Genomic DNA, 14,627 nt, shown 5'->3' with positions numbered 1-14,627 from the left:
AGGAGTGAGATCGATGTTTGGCAATATTACCGATGTCCCTGGTGTGAAGGTGGGACATGCAGAAAATAGGGATGCGATTACTGGATGCACAGCCCTACTTGTCGAAAACGGTGCAGTATGTGGTGTTGATGTGCGAGGTTCTGCACCTGGCACACGTGAAACAGATGCGCTTGATCCTATTAATGCCATTGATCGTGTGCATGGCATTTGCTTAGCTGGTGGTAGCGCATTTGGTTTAGAGGCTGCGACAGGTGTCATGCGTTATTTAGAGGAAAAAGGGGTCGGCATTGACGCAGGCGTTACAAAAATTCCAATCGTCCCAAGTGCCGTACTGTTTGATTTATTTATCGGGGATGCACACGTAAGACCTACAGCGAAAATGGGTTATGAAGCGGCGGCAAATGCGCAAGTCGGTGCATTTGCTAACGGTAATATTGGTGCGGGATATGGCGCAACTGTAGGTAAAATGGCAGGTCCACAATTTTGCATGAAAGGGGGATTGGGAAGTGCCTCTACCGTAGGAAAAGACAATCTTATTGTCGGAGCGATTGTTGCGGTTAACGCAGTGGGAGATGTGAAAGACCCTGATACAAGGGAGATACTGGCAGGTGCGCGCAACTCGGAAACTGCTAGTTGGATCGATAGCTGTGCTTATTTAGCAGAACATGCTCAATCACAAGCACTTGCAGGAACGAATACTACAATTGGGGTCATTGCTGTGAATGCACAAATAACGAAAGCGGAGGCGAAAAAAATTGCGCAACTAACACAAAATGCACTCGCACGTACAATCTATCCTGTCCATACGATGTTGGATGGCGATACGATTTTTGTGTTAGGTACAGGAGACAAATCCTATTCTGTGGACTATATTGGGCAGTTAGCGACGCAAGTAATGGAAGAAGCGATCCTTGCAGGGGTCAAATCAGCTGACAAATTAGCCAATACCGAAAGCTATTCAAGTATTCAAAATGCCTAATACGAAGGGAAGAAATTTTATGAAAATGAAAAAAAGTTGGTTATTACTTTTACTAACAGTAGTAATAGGTCTTGTAATCAGTGCTTGTTCTTCAAGTGATGATGGAGGAGATACTGCGAGCCCGGGCAACAAGGAGGGAGATAGTGAGCCAGTAGGTGAAGTACCACAAGAAATCGTCGTGCGTGTCAATGATGACCCAGACTTTTTAGATCCACATAAAGCGACAGCATCGATTTCTTACCAAATGATTCTCAATATTTTTGAAGGACTGATGGCACCAGAAACAGATGGTTCATTAAAAGAAGGTATTGCAGAGAGCTATGAAATCGCAGAGGACGGTTTGACGTACACATTTAAAATCCGCCCAGGTGTGAAATTCCACAATGGTGATGATATAACAATAGAAGATATTCAATATTCTTTTGACCGTTTAATGGGTAAAAGTGGTGGTGAGAAAATGTCGAATAACTTCGATAATGTCGCTTCAACAGCAGCACTCGATGCCAACACGTTTGTCATTACGTTAAAAGAACCAAACTCGAATTTCTTATATTCATTAACAGCACGTCAATCTGCGATCATCCCAAAAAGTAATGATGGTAAGCATAATGAAAGCCCAATCGGCACAGGACCATTTGCATATGTGAAATATTCTCCAGGTACAAATCTGGTGTTAAAAAAGAACGAAAACTACTGGAAAGAGGGCTTACCTTATTTAGATAAAGTCACATTTACATTCCAATCAGATGATCAAGCAGCAATCATGAGTTTGATGGCCAATGAGGTCGACTTAACGAGTGTACCTTGGCAACGTATAAGTGAAGTGGAAGGTAGTCATAATTTATCGCATCAAAATAATAACTCATCGTTAATCGTGACATTTAACGAATCAAAAGCTCCATTTGATAATGTAAAAGTTCGACAAGCGATTAACTATGCAATTAGTAAACCCGATATCATTGACTCTATTTTTGAAGGTTATGCAGTACCGCTTGGCTCGAATATGAGTCCAGCTATGGGTGATTACCAGAAAACGGGATTGGAAAAAATGTATACACATGATGTGGAAAAGGCAAAAGCATTGCTAGCAGAGGCAGGCTATCCTGACGGCTTTAAAACAAAAATTACAGTATCATCACACAATGATATGTATTCGAATATCGCACAAATCGTTGTTGCCAATTTAAAAGAAATCGGTGTGGATGTGGAAATTGAAGTCGTGGAGTGGGGTATTTGGCTAGACCGCGTTTACTTCGGTCGTGATTATCAAATGACGACAATTGACTTAACAGGGCGGGCTTCTGCCTATGAAATCTTAAATGATTATATCTCAACAAATGATGGTGAAAACTTTTTCTTATTTAAAGATGCTGAGTACGACCAGATTATGACAGATGTACTGAAAGAAACAGACCAGGCCAATCAAATTGCGTACTATCATCGTGCACAAGAAATTTTAGCAGAGCAATCACCTGCTGTTTATATCGCGGATTATCAAATTATTTGGGGTTCAGATAAACAGGTAAGTGGACTGAAGAGCTATCCATTCTGGTTCCATGATATGTCTGAGGTGAAGTTCTCTAACTAGGAAAGGATGAACGGTATGATGTATTTAATACGTCGCTTCATCTTGTTAATAACAACCATCATTCTAGTATCTATAATTACATTTGGTGTTTTTCAAATTTTACCTGGTGATCCCATTCGTACGATGTTAGGTACGGAAGCAGACGCCACACAAATTGAAAATTTGCGGTCCGAACTTGGTTTGGACCGCCCCCTTTATGAACAATATTCTGATTGGATGAAGGGATTATTGACAGGAGAATTAGGCAATTCAATTCGCTTTTCAATGCCAGTAAAGGATTTATTATTTGATAGGCTTCCTGTAACGATATCGCTTGCCGGGCTCACCCTGTGCATAGTATTAATCGTTTCTATACCTCTAGGGATGTTCGCTGCTCGTAGACAAAATAAGTTGAGTGATGTGTCGTTATCAACAGTGACACAAATTGGTATGGCTGTTCCATCATTTTGGTTAGGGATGATGTTGATTTTATATGTTGGGATGAGGTTTGATGTATTTAAAATTAGTGGCTATATTCCATGGACAGAAAGTGTGTCAGGTGCGCTAAGTACATTAGTGCTACCAGCCTTAACAATCGCGATTCCGCAAATTGCTGTCAATTTCCGTTATGTACGGACTGCTGTTTTAGAGCAATTGCAGCTCGATTATGTACGCACGATTCGCAGTAAGGGGATGTCCGAGCAAAATGTGATGTACAAGCATGTGTTAAAAAACTCAATGATTCCTATTTTAACAGTGTTTGGGCTTATAATGGCTGAGGTGGTAGCGGGGACAATTATAGTAGAGCAAGTATTCTCACTGCCAGGTGTTGGCCAGCTGCTCATTACAGCCATTAGTAATCGCGACTTTCCTCTCGTTCAAGGAATCGTCATGTATATTACTGTAGCGGTTGTCATGATTAATTTTATCGTGGATATTTTGTATTCCGTATTAGATCCGAGAATTCGATTACGATGAGAGTAGGTGGATACGATGAAAAATATAAAAAGGTATACTAAAAATATTAACTTAATCATTGGTCTACTAATCGTTGTCGGATTTTTCCTGGTGATTATTGTTAGTTTTTTTTACACCCCGTTTGATGTGAACGCGATGAATATTTCAGAAAAATTAAAAGGGCCAAGTAGTGTGTATTTCTTTGGGACCGATGAATTTGGTCGTGATATTTTTAGCCGTATTATGAAGGGCACACAAACAGCTTTTGCAGTGGGTATATTAACGGTAGTAATCGGCGTGACATTTGGTATTTTAATCGGTGCTATCACTGGCTATGTCGGTGGTTGGATTGACGAAATTTGCATGCGTTTTATGGACGCTCTAATGGCATTTCCGGGCATTATTTTAGCGTTAATGTTAGTGGCCATTTTTGGACCAGGAGTTGTCAATACCGCAATCGCGTTAGGTATTATAGCGATACCAGGCATTGCACGAATTGCCCGTAGTGGCTTTGTGCAACACCGAGATGCAGAATATGTACTTGCTGCTAAACTAATTGGTGTAAATCCTTTTAAAATCATGTTCCGTCATATTTTACCTAATATTTCATCACAAATTATTGTAGCAGCGACGGTGACATTTGCGACGGCAATGTTAGCGGAGGCGGCGCTTAGTTATTTAGGGCTTGGTGTACAACCTCCAAACCCAAGTTGGGGGCGTATGTTAAAAGATTCACAGGCATATTTAACGAGTGCACCTTGGTACATATATGCACCGGGGGGAGCTATCACATTACTAGTACTTGGGCTGTACATGCTCAGCAACGCATTTCGCGATTTTATGGACCCACGTTCAAAAGCCTAGTAAATCAGAAAAAGCATTTCCAAGCACTCACATGCTAAAGGAATTGCTTTTTTTAGATTGTGAAACCAAACTCATCTTTTGCCTGATAAGAAGTAATGATCACTTACATATTTGGTTTATTATTACAAATATAGAATATTGTATTTGTAAATTATGTATAATGGTAGTGTAAACATATGTTTTACGAAAAAGAGATAGGAGGATGAAGAATGGTAATTATTAAAAAGGCGGGTGTATTGTTATCTGCAACAGCGCTATCTGTTGGCTTATTAGCACCAATGGCAAGCGCCTCAATGTTAGGTATTGAGCGTATGGAGACATTGCCAATACAAGTCGCGCAAACGAATACAACGGTAACAAAAAGTGATTTAATGAAGCGTTTTCGAGCGCTATTTCCAAATGAGTTTCCAAATGTAACTGAAAAAGATTTTCGTATGGGGACAGGCTTCTCGCATCCTAAAGACTCTACGGTGCGTTATGAACTTAATTTCTCAAAGAACATTGATAATCAATATATATATGGAAGCTTTACATTCGTTGGAGAATCGTTAGAGTTAGAACAATTTCATTATCAACCAATAAATTCAAAGGATGTATTGTTCCCAGCAAAATATTCAAAAGTAGAAGCGCAAAAAGTAGCGACTAAGTTTATTGAAAAGTTTGATAAAAGTGGAGGGTACGAGCTTGTACCAAATGAATACAATTATTATTCATCATCTATTTTGACGCAGCCCGTTCAATATTCGTTTACGTTTACGAAGAAAAAGTCTGGTATACCAATTTCAGATCAGTCTATTAGTATAAGTGTATTAGGGGATGGCACAGTAACATCTTATTATAAAAATCAAGATGTAACAGATAATTTAACGTATGATGATCCGTCCAAGAAGCAAAGTGAAACAGTCAGTGCCAAACGTATACAGGATGCATTAAATGCGCAGTTGTCATACAAGATTAACACAGATAATACAACAGGGGATCACACAGTAAAGCTTGTTTATCAGCCGAATAGCGAGGTTACATCAGGTGTACATGCTCTTACGGGGGAATGGCTCACACCAGAAGGACTATCTTCTACGATATCAAATCAAAAGATTACACCGATTGTGACGAAACCATTAGCGGCAAAACAGCCGAATTTAACATTAGAGCAGGCACAAGCGATGGCGGAAAAGTTGCTTGCAACAGATGAGCCTGGTGTAAAATTAACGATTGAGTCTATTGAAGAAAAAATAATGGAGACGGGTAAGGCCGTATATAATATTCAATATATGTATCGCTATAGAAATGGTGGGACAGGCACAGAATTAATAATTGATAAAGCAACAGGGGAGATTATTAATTATAGTGATATTAAAAGTAGCCTCAAGGAACTAGATAATGATAGTAATAAAAAAGTAGAATTAACACGACAACAGGCAGTAGAAAAGGCGATTGCATATGTAAAAGAATGGGTACCTTCTTATGCACATCGATATGCATTACCAGTATCTGGGTCATTTTACCAGGAGTACAATGACAGTTATTACTTTACGTTCCCACGTATTGTAAATGGTTTAACGGTAGAAGGAGACCAAATCTCAGTAAGTATCGATGCAGAAACCGGTGATTTATTAAGTTTGTTTGTGAACGCGTATGATGATATCGAGTGGCCAGCAGCGAAAGATATTTTGACACAACAAGAAGCTTCAAAGTTATTGAAAGAACAGTTAAAGCTGGAGTTACAATATGTAAACCATCCAAAAGTAGGAAATGAGCAACATTATAGCTTAGCATATCAACCGATTTTCAAAGAAGGCGCGTATGCGGTCATTGATGCCAAAACAGGGGAATGGTTAGATGCATTTGGTATGGCAAGCTCAAATAAGCCGACAATCGAGCATCCAACAGCTGCGGAGGAATTAAATTATTTAATTCATACAGGTATTTTAGAAATAGATAAAACATTCAATCCAGATGCGCCCGTGACAAAAGAGGAAGCGCTAAAAATATTACTGAAATCTGTAACATATATGTATTTTGATTCTAGTTTTAATGAGCATGAAACGACGAATAAATCGTTTTCGGACATTGCCCCAGATAATTCTTTATATCCATTTGTAACACGTGCATTGAAAATAGGCATGCTTGATGCGTCTACTAAAACGTTCAATGCGGCTGCATCCCTTTCAAATCAGGAACTAGCAAAATGGGTAATTGGCTCACTGAAGCTAGATAAAGTAGCGCAATATAGCGATATATATGCGTTAAATTACAGTGATGCAGCACAAGTAGATAAGGAACTACGTGGCTATGTCGCATTAGCGTATGCAATGGGATTACTTGAAGCGGAAAATAATCAGCTAAAGCCAAAAAGTGAAGTAACGTATGCACAATTAGCACAAGTGACCATTCGTTTAGCCCATATGATGAACGAATATCAGATTGAAAACTATTAATAACTATATGGGCGAGAAATGCGGCCCATAAATGTAATAATCCCCATGCTACGCAAATGGCAAGGGGATTATTGTATTTGTAGATGAGAAATACAATACACAATATTTAGAGAAAACCGGAATTTTTTTAGAGTAGGTTCAGAAGGTGTTTAAAATCAGATGTGAATCGGATATTCGGAAATATTGGTATCCAGTGCGTGGCTCAGAATTATGGGAGAAGCTGTATAAAGAATGTACCGTAGTTGAACGTGTTAACGCCTATTTAAAATAATAATCAACATCCGTCATAGAACAGGTAAAAATGCACTTCAAATTTTTGACGCTTATTTAATGAAATTATGGGTTTCTAAAAATTCGTCACACATCCGACACGCAACAGCAAACACTATTCATTTTCATGCGGAAATTATGGAATAAAAAAAGCTGAATCCCTTTTTAATTAAGGTTTTCAGCGTGATGGTCCCGACTGGTCTCGAACCAGCGACCCCCACCTTGTCGAGGTGATGCTCTCCCAACTGAGCTACAAGACCTTGATAAGATACAAAATAACTTGTTCTTATCAATCATCATAACATTTATGATGGAAAAGGTACATAGGAAACTACTGATTTTACTTTTTTTGTTACTTTAAAAACGAAATACGCGCGCTTTTCCTCCTACACACTAACGTTTTTTCTTCTTATCATCTTTTAATAATAAATCCTTCTTAACTACTTTTTCTAACACCACATGAACGTGAAATTTGTTTTCTTCAATCTGGCTGACCGTTACAACCTTCCCTTTACGGCCTTTAATTTTAATATTTTCTTCGACTTCTGGTATACGTTGTAATAATTGACTTAGGACAGCTGTGTTTTTTTCAAAATAATGAATCGCAAACATGATGATACGCTCCTTGTAAACTCAAATAGAAGATTGAGTGGATTTTTCTCCAATTTATGATGATTTCGAAGCGTATAGAACCGATAAAAACAAAGTATGAATTGAGCCTTGCTGTGACGGTATTTAATTTTTTATTTGGAGGCTTCAGGGCGTAAATCAGTTAGTCGTTGTCATATTGAGGCTTACCTTCTCTTTACAGGGTCTTTAATAAATCTGAGACATGCGTTGAAATTGAAAATAGTTTCCACCTTTCAATAATAAGATAGGATAATCGAATGAATTGAGGTGGAGGAGCAATTAAGAAAAAATGGGGTTTACTAGCTGTCCTAGCATTTGGTTTATACGTTGTGGCGATGTATGTTTACTTTTTTCATAGTCCAAACAGTGGGATACCTGCCGAGCTAAAAGGAACGGTAGCAGATCCAAGTACTTTTCTAACAGCGCAGGAAATGGTATTAAGTCAGGATTTATCCAAAATAAGAAATTTCTTATTTTTTATTGCCACGCCGTTTGAGTGGTTGCTTTACTTTGTGATTTTGATTACGGGTACCTCACGTTTGTTCGCAGGAGGGGATACCGAAAAGAAATGGGCGATTTGGAGAAATGCGTCGTATGTATTTTTGCTATCCTTGCTCTTGTTCGTTCTCCAATTTCCACTAGATTATTACCGCTATAAGCTGAGTAAAAGCTATGGCATTAGTACGCAGCTTTTTTCCTCGTGGATGCGGGATAATGTGATTGATTTTTGGATGAGTTTTGGAATGTCGGTAATCATCTTCACGGTTCTTTATTGGCTCATTAAAAAAAGTCCGAAAAGATGGTGGCTCTCTGCATGGGCGCTTACGGTTCCATTTTCACTTTTCCTTATGTTCATCCAACCCGTCGTTATTGACCCGATATACAATGATTTCACGCCACTTAAAGATAAAGCATTGGAGGAGAAAATTCTTTCACTTGCAGCACAAGCAAATATTCCTTCAGAGCATGTCTATGAAGTGAACATGTCGGAGAAGACCAACGCTTTAAATGCGTATGTGACAGGAATTGGGGAAAACTCGAGGATTGTGCTGTGGGACACGACATTGAATCGGTTAACAGATGAAGAAATTCTGTTTATTATGGCACATGAGATGGGGCATTACGTCGTTAAGGACGTGTATTTAAATATCACGGTCTATTTGCTGATGACGCTCATTGGGCTATGGCTCATTGCAAAAATTATGCCTCGAGTGATTCATCGTTTTGGACCACTTTTAAATATTAAGCAAATGAGCAATATTCATTCATTGCCATTGTTTTTATTGATTTCATCTTTTCTACTATTTTTCTCAAGCCCGTTGTCCAATGCGGTTTCACGCTATCAGGAGGTTCGCGCCGACGATTATGCAATGGAACTAATCGACAATCCCGAGGTCGCGATTTCGACGTTTCAACAGTTGACTAAAGTGGGCCTTGGCGAAGTAAACCCACCAGCACTAGTCAAATGGTTTCGCTACACGCATCCGCCAATGTTGGAAAGAATCAATCATCTAGCCGAACAGGCGGAAGAAGAATAGGGCTAGGTTTGATTTTAATAAAGGTGTAAGCCTGGAATTAAATTACTATCACTTTTTCAAACAGTTCACCGCCAAAATTAATGTTAGGTCCCTTTATTTCACTCAAAATATAAATTAGCACCCATTCACTTCCTTTTTATTGTAAAATTTATCTAGTGAGAGTTGTGTAGGGAGGGACCTAATTTGTCGAAGTTTGCAATCATTTCAGATATACATGGCAATTTAACGGCACTTGAGGCAGTATTAAACGATATTGCGAAGCGTGATGTGGATCAAATTTTTTGTTTAGGCGATTTAGTTGGAAAGGGGCCACGTGGTTCGGAATGTATCGCGCTTGTGAAAAAATATTGTGACAAGGTGATTTACGGCAACTGGGAAGTATTTATGCGTGATGAAATTGATAATGACGTCATTAAGTGGATGCAAAGTCAACTAACAGATGAAGATTATGCGTATTTAGCTGCATTACCTTTTTTTATAGACTTTGAGTTAAACGGCAAGCTCATTCGTTGTTTCCATGCATCACCGCGCAGTGTATTTGAGCGGATTGCACCGGAGCATCATTCAAAAGAGGCATGCTTATCATTATTTGACAATAGTGAAGAAACTAATTCACTGCATAAAGACCGCACGCCGGATATGGTATTTTACGGGGACATTCATATGACATTGTTAAGAAGCTATGATACGAAGATTTTGTGTAATGTAGGCAGCGTTGGCTTAGATCTCGTCGATGCAACATATGTTATTTTGGAAGGGTCTTTTGGTGCAAATGCGATTCAATTTGTTCGCGTTCCATATGACCGAGCAGCTGAATTACAAGCGGCACGTGAGCTTGGCATGGTTGGCTATGAGCAATACTATGAGGAAATTATGTATGATGAGGTGATGAAGGCGAAGCAGTAAAATGAGTCATTACGATAATCAAACCGTATGTCTGATTTGTGAAAAAAGGAGGTATTATGTTAACGATTCGCCAAATTGATAGAAAACATTATCCAACGGGAAAACAGGTCTTTTATCGGTATACATCCGAAAAATATTATGATATTGAGATAGAAAAGCACCAACACGGCTGGAACTTTTCATTAACGGAAAAGGATTTTGATCGCCCATTTGAAAAAAATTTGGAAGAGGAGCTATTTGACGCCCATAATAAAGAAGCAGGCGTTTTTGTATGTGAAATCAATGGTCAGGAATGTGGCGTTATTGCTCTTCAAAAGATGGAATGGAATAATACATTGCTTATACATAATTTATACGTAGAGTTACAATTTAAACGGCAGGGCATTGGGACAGCTTTATTTGCGTTCGCTAAAAAGCAGGCACACGAAATGGGTGTCAGAATGATAACGCTGGAAACACAAACGTGCAATTATCCTGCTATTCAGTTCTATTTGAAGAATGGTTTTCAGCTCGTTGGTTTGAACTTAGCTTCGTATTCGAATGAAGATAGGAAGAACAAGGAAGTTCGTATCGAAATGGGCTATTTTATGGATGCTTGCTTATAATTTTAAATAGCCAAAAACGTTCCTTGTCAAACGTTTTTGGCTTTTCTAATTCTCTTCAACTTTATTTACTCACCGGCCCTGTCCAACTCGACATGCCTTCTTTGACATTGACGACGGTATAGCCTTGCTCGTGTAAAATTTCACTCGCTTGCTGAGAGCGGTTGCCACTACGACAAATAATAATGTATTTGCCATCTTGATTTAAGGAAATAAGGTCAGCTCCTGATTGAAGGGTAGATAAAGGCAGATTTTGTGCATCCGGAATATGCCCAGCTGCGAATTCATCGGGCTCACGTACGTCAATGACCTCATAGCCTTTTGCTGTGTACGCTTCGATTTCAGTTAATTCGATGGTTTTGTAACTTTCGCTTTCTTCGCTTGAACAGCCGACAAGCGCGAGCATCACAAGAACGATCGCTGCTAAAAAACGTTTCATTGTATTCACCTCTTGTGATGATTTTAAATGATTATGGTAAAATAATCTAGGTTTTGAATTCAGGGGGCATATAACCAATTCAAGTTTCTAAACAAAAATCTCGCATTTTTAGTTTTCATAAAAATGCGAGATTTTATCATTAAGAAAAGCTTATTTTTCTGTTAAAAATACTGGATTTGTAAATGCTTTATGTTTAAAGATTTGATAAATATAAATGAACGCAACTAGGACAGTGAAGCTTAAACCAATGATGACACCTGTATCATAAGCTAGGGCAAATCCTTCTGGTGCGACCATTAAGTAAACAAAGACGACAGAAGTCATGAATAGAGCGGGTAAACCTGCAATCCAGTGGAACTTGCCTGTTTTTAATAAATACGAGGCGGCCACCCAAAGCATCACGGTCGCAACCATTTGATTGGTCATCCCTACATAACGCCATAAGAATTGATAATCAATTGTTGATAAGAAGAAAGCAGGTGCTGCTACGGCAACGGTTGCTAAAATCGCTGTTGCGCTACTGCTTTTTGGTAAACGAGAGCCTAAAAAGTCTAATACGATCATACGTGCAGAACGTAATGACGTATCACCTGTTGTAATCGGTAAGATGACAATCCCTAAAATGGCTAAAATACTACCGAATGTTCCAAGTAAAGCATATGAAATTTCGTCTACTACGCCACCTGCACCAATTTCGGCGATTTTTGGTAATAAACCTTCAGTACCGCCGTAAAAACTCATACCAGCTGCACACCAGATTAACGCGATCACACCTTCACCAATCATGGCACCGAAGAAGACTTTGCGACCCTCAGATTCTTTCTTGATGGTTCTTGAAATAATCGGGCTTTGCGTAGAGTGGAAACCAGAGATTGCACCACAAGAAATGGTTACCATTAATAATGGCCAAACTGGTAAATCATTTGGATGCATATTTGTTAAAGAAACCTCAGGAATCGCAATACCTGAAGTGACAAGTGCTACTAATACCGCACCGGCCATAACGATTAATACGGCACCAAAGATTGGATAAATACGACCAATAATTTGATTGATTGGTAAAATGGCTGCTAATAAGAAGTATATGAAAATCGCAATAAGTGCTGTCATAAATGTAATTCCTAATTTTGACGAAAGAACAGCGGCAGGCCCTGCAGTAAAGGCAGCTGCTACTAAAACCATTAATACAACTGAAACGATATCCGTGAATACGCGCATTACTTTACCTAAATAACGTTGAACAAGTGCAGGGAATTGTGCGCCTCCATGACGCAGCGATAACATCCCAGCAAAATAGTCATGAACGGCTCCGGCAAAAATACAACCAAATACAATCCAAATCATTGCAACAGGTCCATATAGTGCACCTGCAATCGCCCCGTAAATCGGACCAAGCCCTGCGATATTTAATAATTGAATCGTCCAGCCTTTCCAAGCAGGCATCGGCATATAATCTAAGTTATCAGCTTTTGTATAAGCTGGTGTCGGTGTTGCATCATTAACAATAAACACCTTTTCAATAAACTTTCCATAAACGATATACCCTACAATTAATAGAGCAATCGAACCAAGAAGTGTATACATAAATCGTCCTCCAATTTTTCTGATAATTCAAATTATATAAACTGAAGATAGGGTTGTAAACAGAGTTTTTTGAAAATTTAGCTATGAAGATATATTAAAAGTGTGAATAATCAAATAAAACATAGATAAACACACATTACGTAGTGAAAACTGTTATATAAAAATATCATGGAATTCGAAGTATTTTTGAATGGGTTGTAAAAATGGGGAAGTAAAATGGAGGATTTATGGCAGATAGGTTCATCTAAATATCAGTGGGGGATGTGGGAAAAACCCCACTGATTGAAGATTTACTTTAGTATTTTTACATAGATTTTGTAAAAAAAGCTCTAGCTTCTTCGATTACTTATAGGTGAGTGTAATCACATAAAGCTAGAGCTATTAAAAATTTGAAGATAAAAATATTATAAAATCTGATGTAACATATTGGTATAGCCGTTACCGAAGCCGCCACCATTGCCTTCTAAATATACTTCTTCTTGTCGGTCATTTAAAAATTTGGCGGAAAATTGGTATGAGTAATCCTCGTTATAGCCTAAAAATGATTGCAGAAAAGAAGGCTTGATGGATGGGGTAGTCACCGCAGCCCATTCGTCTGATATTTGAAGCACACCGTAATTCGGTGCATCTGTTATTTCGTGGGTCATATGAATGCGTGGTGAATAAATGGTCATGCCATCTGAAGTGCTCCAACCTCCTATTCGATCTAATTTCACCTGAAAATCAACCGCTTCCTTAAAGTTATGATGCCAGAGCACGTATGTCGTTGAAGAATCGGTTGTATCCAGCTGCCATAAATGCTTTGGCATATTGACGCTGCCACCAACGACATGCCAATCACGTTTATCCCATTTAAAGAGCAAAATTCCAGGGAGCTTTTCATGATTGGTATAGGGAACGAAAACATGTCGGTCATTCAGAAAAATAATGTCATCGATTTTTTCTGCCCGGTATTGCTTATCTGGATAGTTTTTGAGCACGGTTAGTAATTGCTCTTGCGTATAAAAAGCTTTAGGTGGAGAGAAATAATAGAAGCCGAATCCACCTAATAAAAGGATAAAAAGCCCACCGATTAGCCATTTTTTCATTTTCATTTATTGAGAGTGCCTCCCTTCAAAAAGTGATGATGGAACGGTAAAGTAATATTGCTTTTGATTGGAATCGACTAAAATGCCTTTGCCGTTTTCTTCAATATAAATTTTCGAAGTGATGGCACTCCCTTTTTGCGCCTGTTGTCCCATTAACAAATAGGGGAAGCGCTCGGGTGTTTCTTCATATGGTGGTTTCTCAAACGTGAGAATTTCCAAATTGGCCTGTTCAATAATATCGTTGGTCAAGGCAAGTATTTGCGTTTGATCCGTTGCTGTTGAAATTAGCTGTAACTGCTCAGTGCTGCGAATATACGTTGACAGTCGCTCTGGTTGATAAACAAGCGGACTTACAAAATAACTGACGATCAAAATGAATAAAAATACATAATTTAGCAAAAAGCCACTCCACGCAAAATGACGATATTTTTCCCAGCTGTCTTTATTCCGCAAAGCTAAGTAAAGGAAGAAAATCCCTAAAGGAAGAATGGCGATTTGAATCGTTGTCTGAAAAAATGGTAGCGAAAATGAAAAGCTGAAAAGCCCAATAACAAATACAATCAAACCACGCCACCAAGTAATGCCATGCTTCTTTGAAAGGTGTATACAATAGAAAAAACTAATGATCCAACTGATGATAATTAAACTAAGCTGTATTCCGTTCATACATTCACAACCTTTTTGACAATTATTCCTGATATAGCTAGATTTATCATCAGCATATCTGAATGAGGAAGAGATTTCAATGAATCCTTACATGAAACT

General features: G+C 38.6%; 14 protein-coding genes and 1 tRNA gene. 9 read left to right on the top strand and 6 right to left on the bottom strand.

What is annotated here, in order from left to right:
• The first annotated feature begins 13 nt into the window (after positions 1-13).
• The 6 genes from MKX47_RS10460 (at position 14) to MKX47_RS10435 (ending at position 7,076) form a co-directional block, all read left to right on the top strand.
• The gene (locus MKX47_RS10460) at positions 14-979 is read left to right on the top strand and encodes a P1 family peptidase (RefSeq protein WP_340773768.1); all 966 of its coding nucleotides are present in this window, start codon (positions 14-16) and stop codon (positions 977-979) included.
• 19 nt (positions 980-998) lie between these two features.
• Positions 999-2,567 carry an ABC transporter substrate-binding protein gene (locus tag MKX47_RS10455; RefSeq protein ID WP_340773763.1) on the top strand — a complete coding sequence of 523 codons (1,569 nt, stop codon included), beginning with the start codon at positions 999-1,001 and terminating at the stop codon, positions 2,565-2,567.
• A 15-nt stretch (positions 2,568-2,582) separates the two neighbouring features.
• Positions 2,583-3,524, top strand: a complete 942-nt coding sequence (locus MKX47_RS10450; protein ID WP_340773761.1) for an ABC transporter permease — start codon at positions 2,583-2,585, stop codon at positions 3,522-3,524.
• Positions 3,525-3,539: 15 nt separating this feature from the next.
• Positions 3,540-4,367, top strand: coding sequence for an ABC transporter permease (locus tag MKX47_RS10445; RefSeq protein WP_340773760.1), 828 nt, complete (start codon positions 3,540-3,542; stop codon positions 4,365-4,367).
• Positions 4,368-4,576: 209 nt separating this feature from the next.
• Positions 4,577-6,805, top strand: a complete 2,229-nt coding sequence (locus MKX47_RS10440; protein ID WP_340773757.1) for an S-layer homology domain-containing protein — start codon at positions 4,577-4,579, stop codon at positions 6,803-6,805.
• Positions 6,806-6,950: 145 nt separating this feature from the next.
• Positions 6,951-7,076 (top strand): hypothetical protein, encoded by a 126-nt coding sequence (locus MKX47_RS10435; protein ID WP_340773756.1) that lies wholly within the window; start codon positions 6,951-6,953, stop codon positions 7,074-7,076.
• A 186-nt stretch (positions 7,077-7,262) separates the two neighbouring features.
• Here the strand turns inward: MKX47_RS10435 and MKX47_RS10430 are convergent.
• Together MKX47_RS10430 and MKX47_RS10425 are read right to left on the bottom strand one after the other, a co-directional pair.
• Positions 7,263-7,335 (bottom strand) — tRNA-Val (locus MKX47_RS10430).
• Positions 7,336-7,468: 133 nt separating this feature from the next.
• Positions 7,469-7,687: a hypothetical protein gene (locus tag MKX47_RS10425; protein WP_340773754.1), complete on the bottom strand. Its 219-nt coding sequence runs from the start codon at positions 7,685-7,687 to the stop codon at positions 7,469-7,471.
• A 296-nt stretch (positions 7,688-7,983) separates the two neighbouring features.
• On the opposite strand from MKX47_RS10425, the gene MKX47_RS10420 reads away from it, so the two are divergent.
• The 3 genes from MKX47_RS10420 (at position 7,984) to MKX47_RS10410 (ending at position 10,754) form a co-directional block, all read left to right on the top strand.
• Positions 7,984-9,243, top strand: coding sequence for a M48 family metallopeptidase (locus MKX47_RS10420; RefSeq protein WP_340777787.1), 1,260 nt, complete (start codon positions 7,984-7,986; stop codon positions 9,241-9,243).
• A gap of 183 nt (positions 9,244-9,426) precedes the next feature.
• Positions 9,427-10,149, top strand: a complete 723-nt coding sequence (locus tag MKX47_RS10415) for a metallophosphoesterase family protein (RefSeq protein WP_340773752.1) — start codon at positions 9,427-9,429, stop codon at positions 10,147-10,149.
• A 56-nt stretch (positions 10,150-10,205) separates the two neighbouring features.
• Positions 10,206-10,754: a GNAT family N-acetyltransferase gene (locus MKX47_RS10410; RefSeq protein ID WP_340773750.1), complete on the top strand. Its 549-nt coding sequence runs from the start codon at positions 10,206-10,208 to the stop codon at positions 10,752-10,754.
• Positions 10,755-10,815: 61 nt separating this feature from the next.
• Here MKX47_RS10410 and MKX47_RS10405 read toward each other — a convergent pair whose 3' ends face one another.
• From MKX47_RS10405 to MKX47_RS10390, 4 genes are all read right to left on the bottom strand, one after another.
• Positions 10,816-11,190: a rhodanese-like domain-containing protein gene (locus MKX47_RS10405; protein ID WP_340773749.1), complete on the bottom strand. Its 375-nt coding sequence runs from the start codon at positions 11,188-11,190 to the stop codon at positions 10,816-10,818.
• Between the two features lie 150 nt (positions 11,191-11,340).
• Positions 11,341-12,774, bottom strand: a complete 1,434-nt coding sequence (locus MKX47_RS10400; RefSeq protein WP_340773747.1) for a carbon starvation CstA family protein — start codon at positions 12,772-12,774, stop codon at positions 11,341-11,343.
• A 404-nt stretch (positions 12,775-13,178) separates the two neighbouring features.
• The gene (locus MKX47_RS10395) at positions 13,179-13,868 is read right to left on the bottom strand and encodes a hypothetical protein (RefSeq protein WP_340773746.1); all 690 of its coding nucleotides are present in this window, start codon (positions 13,866-13,868) and stop codon (positions 13,179-13,181) included.
• On the bottom strand, positions 13,869-14,528 hold the full coding sequence (locus tag MKX47_RS10390) for a hypothetical protein (protein ID WP_340773745.1): 660 nt from the start codon (positions 14,526-14,528) through the stop codon (positions 13,869-13,871). It abuts the gene before it with no gap.
• Positions 14,529-14,627: the final 99 nt, after the last annotated feature.

Origin of the sequence: Solibacillus sp. FSL R7-0668 (assembly GCF_038006205.1) — a bacterium.
Lineage (GTDB): Bacteria > Bacillota > Bacilli > Bacillales_A > Planococcaceae > Solibacillus.
Note: the sequence above shows the minus strand (reverse complement) of the source record. Positions and strands in the feature narration are given on the sequence as shown.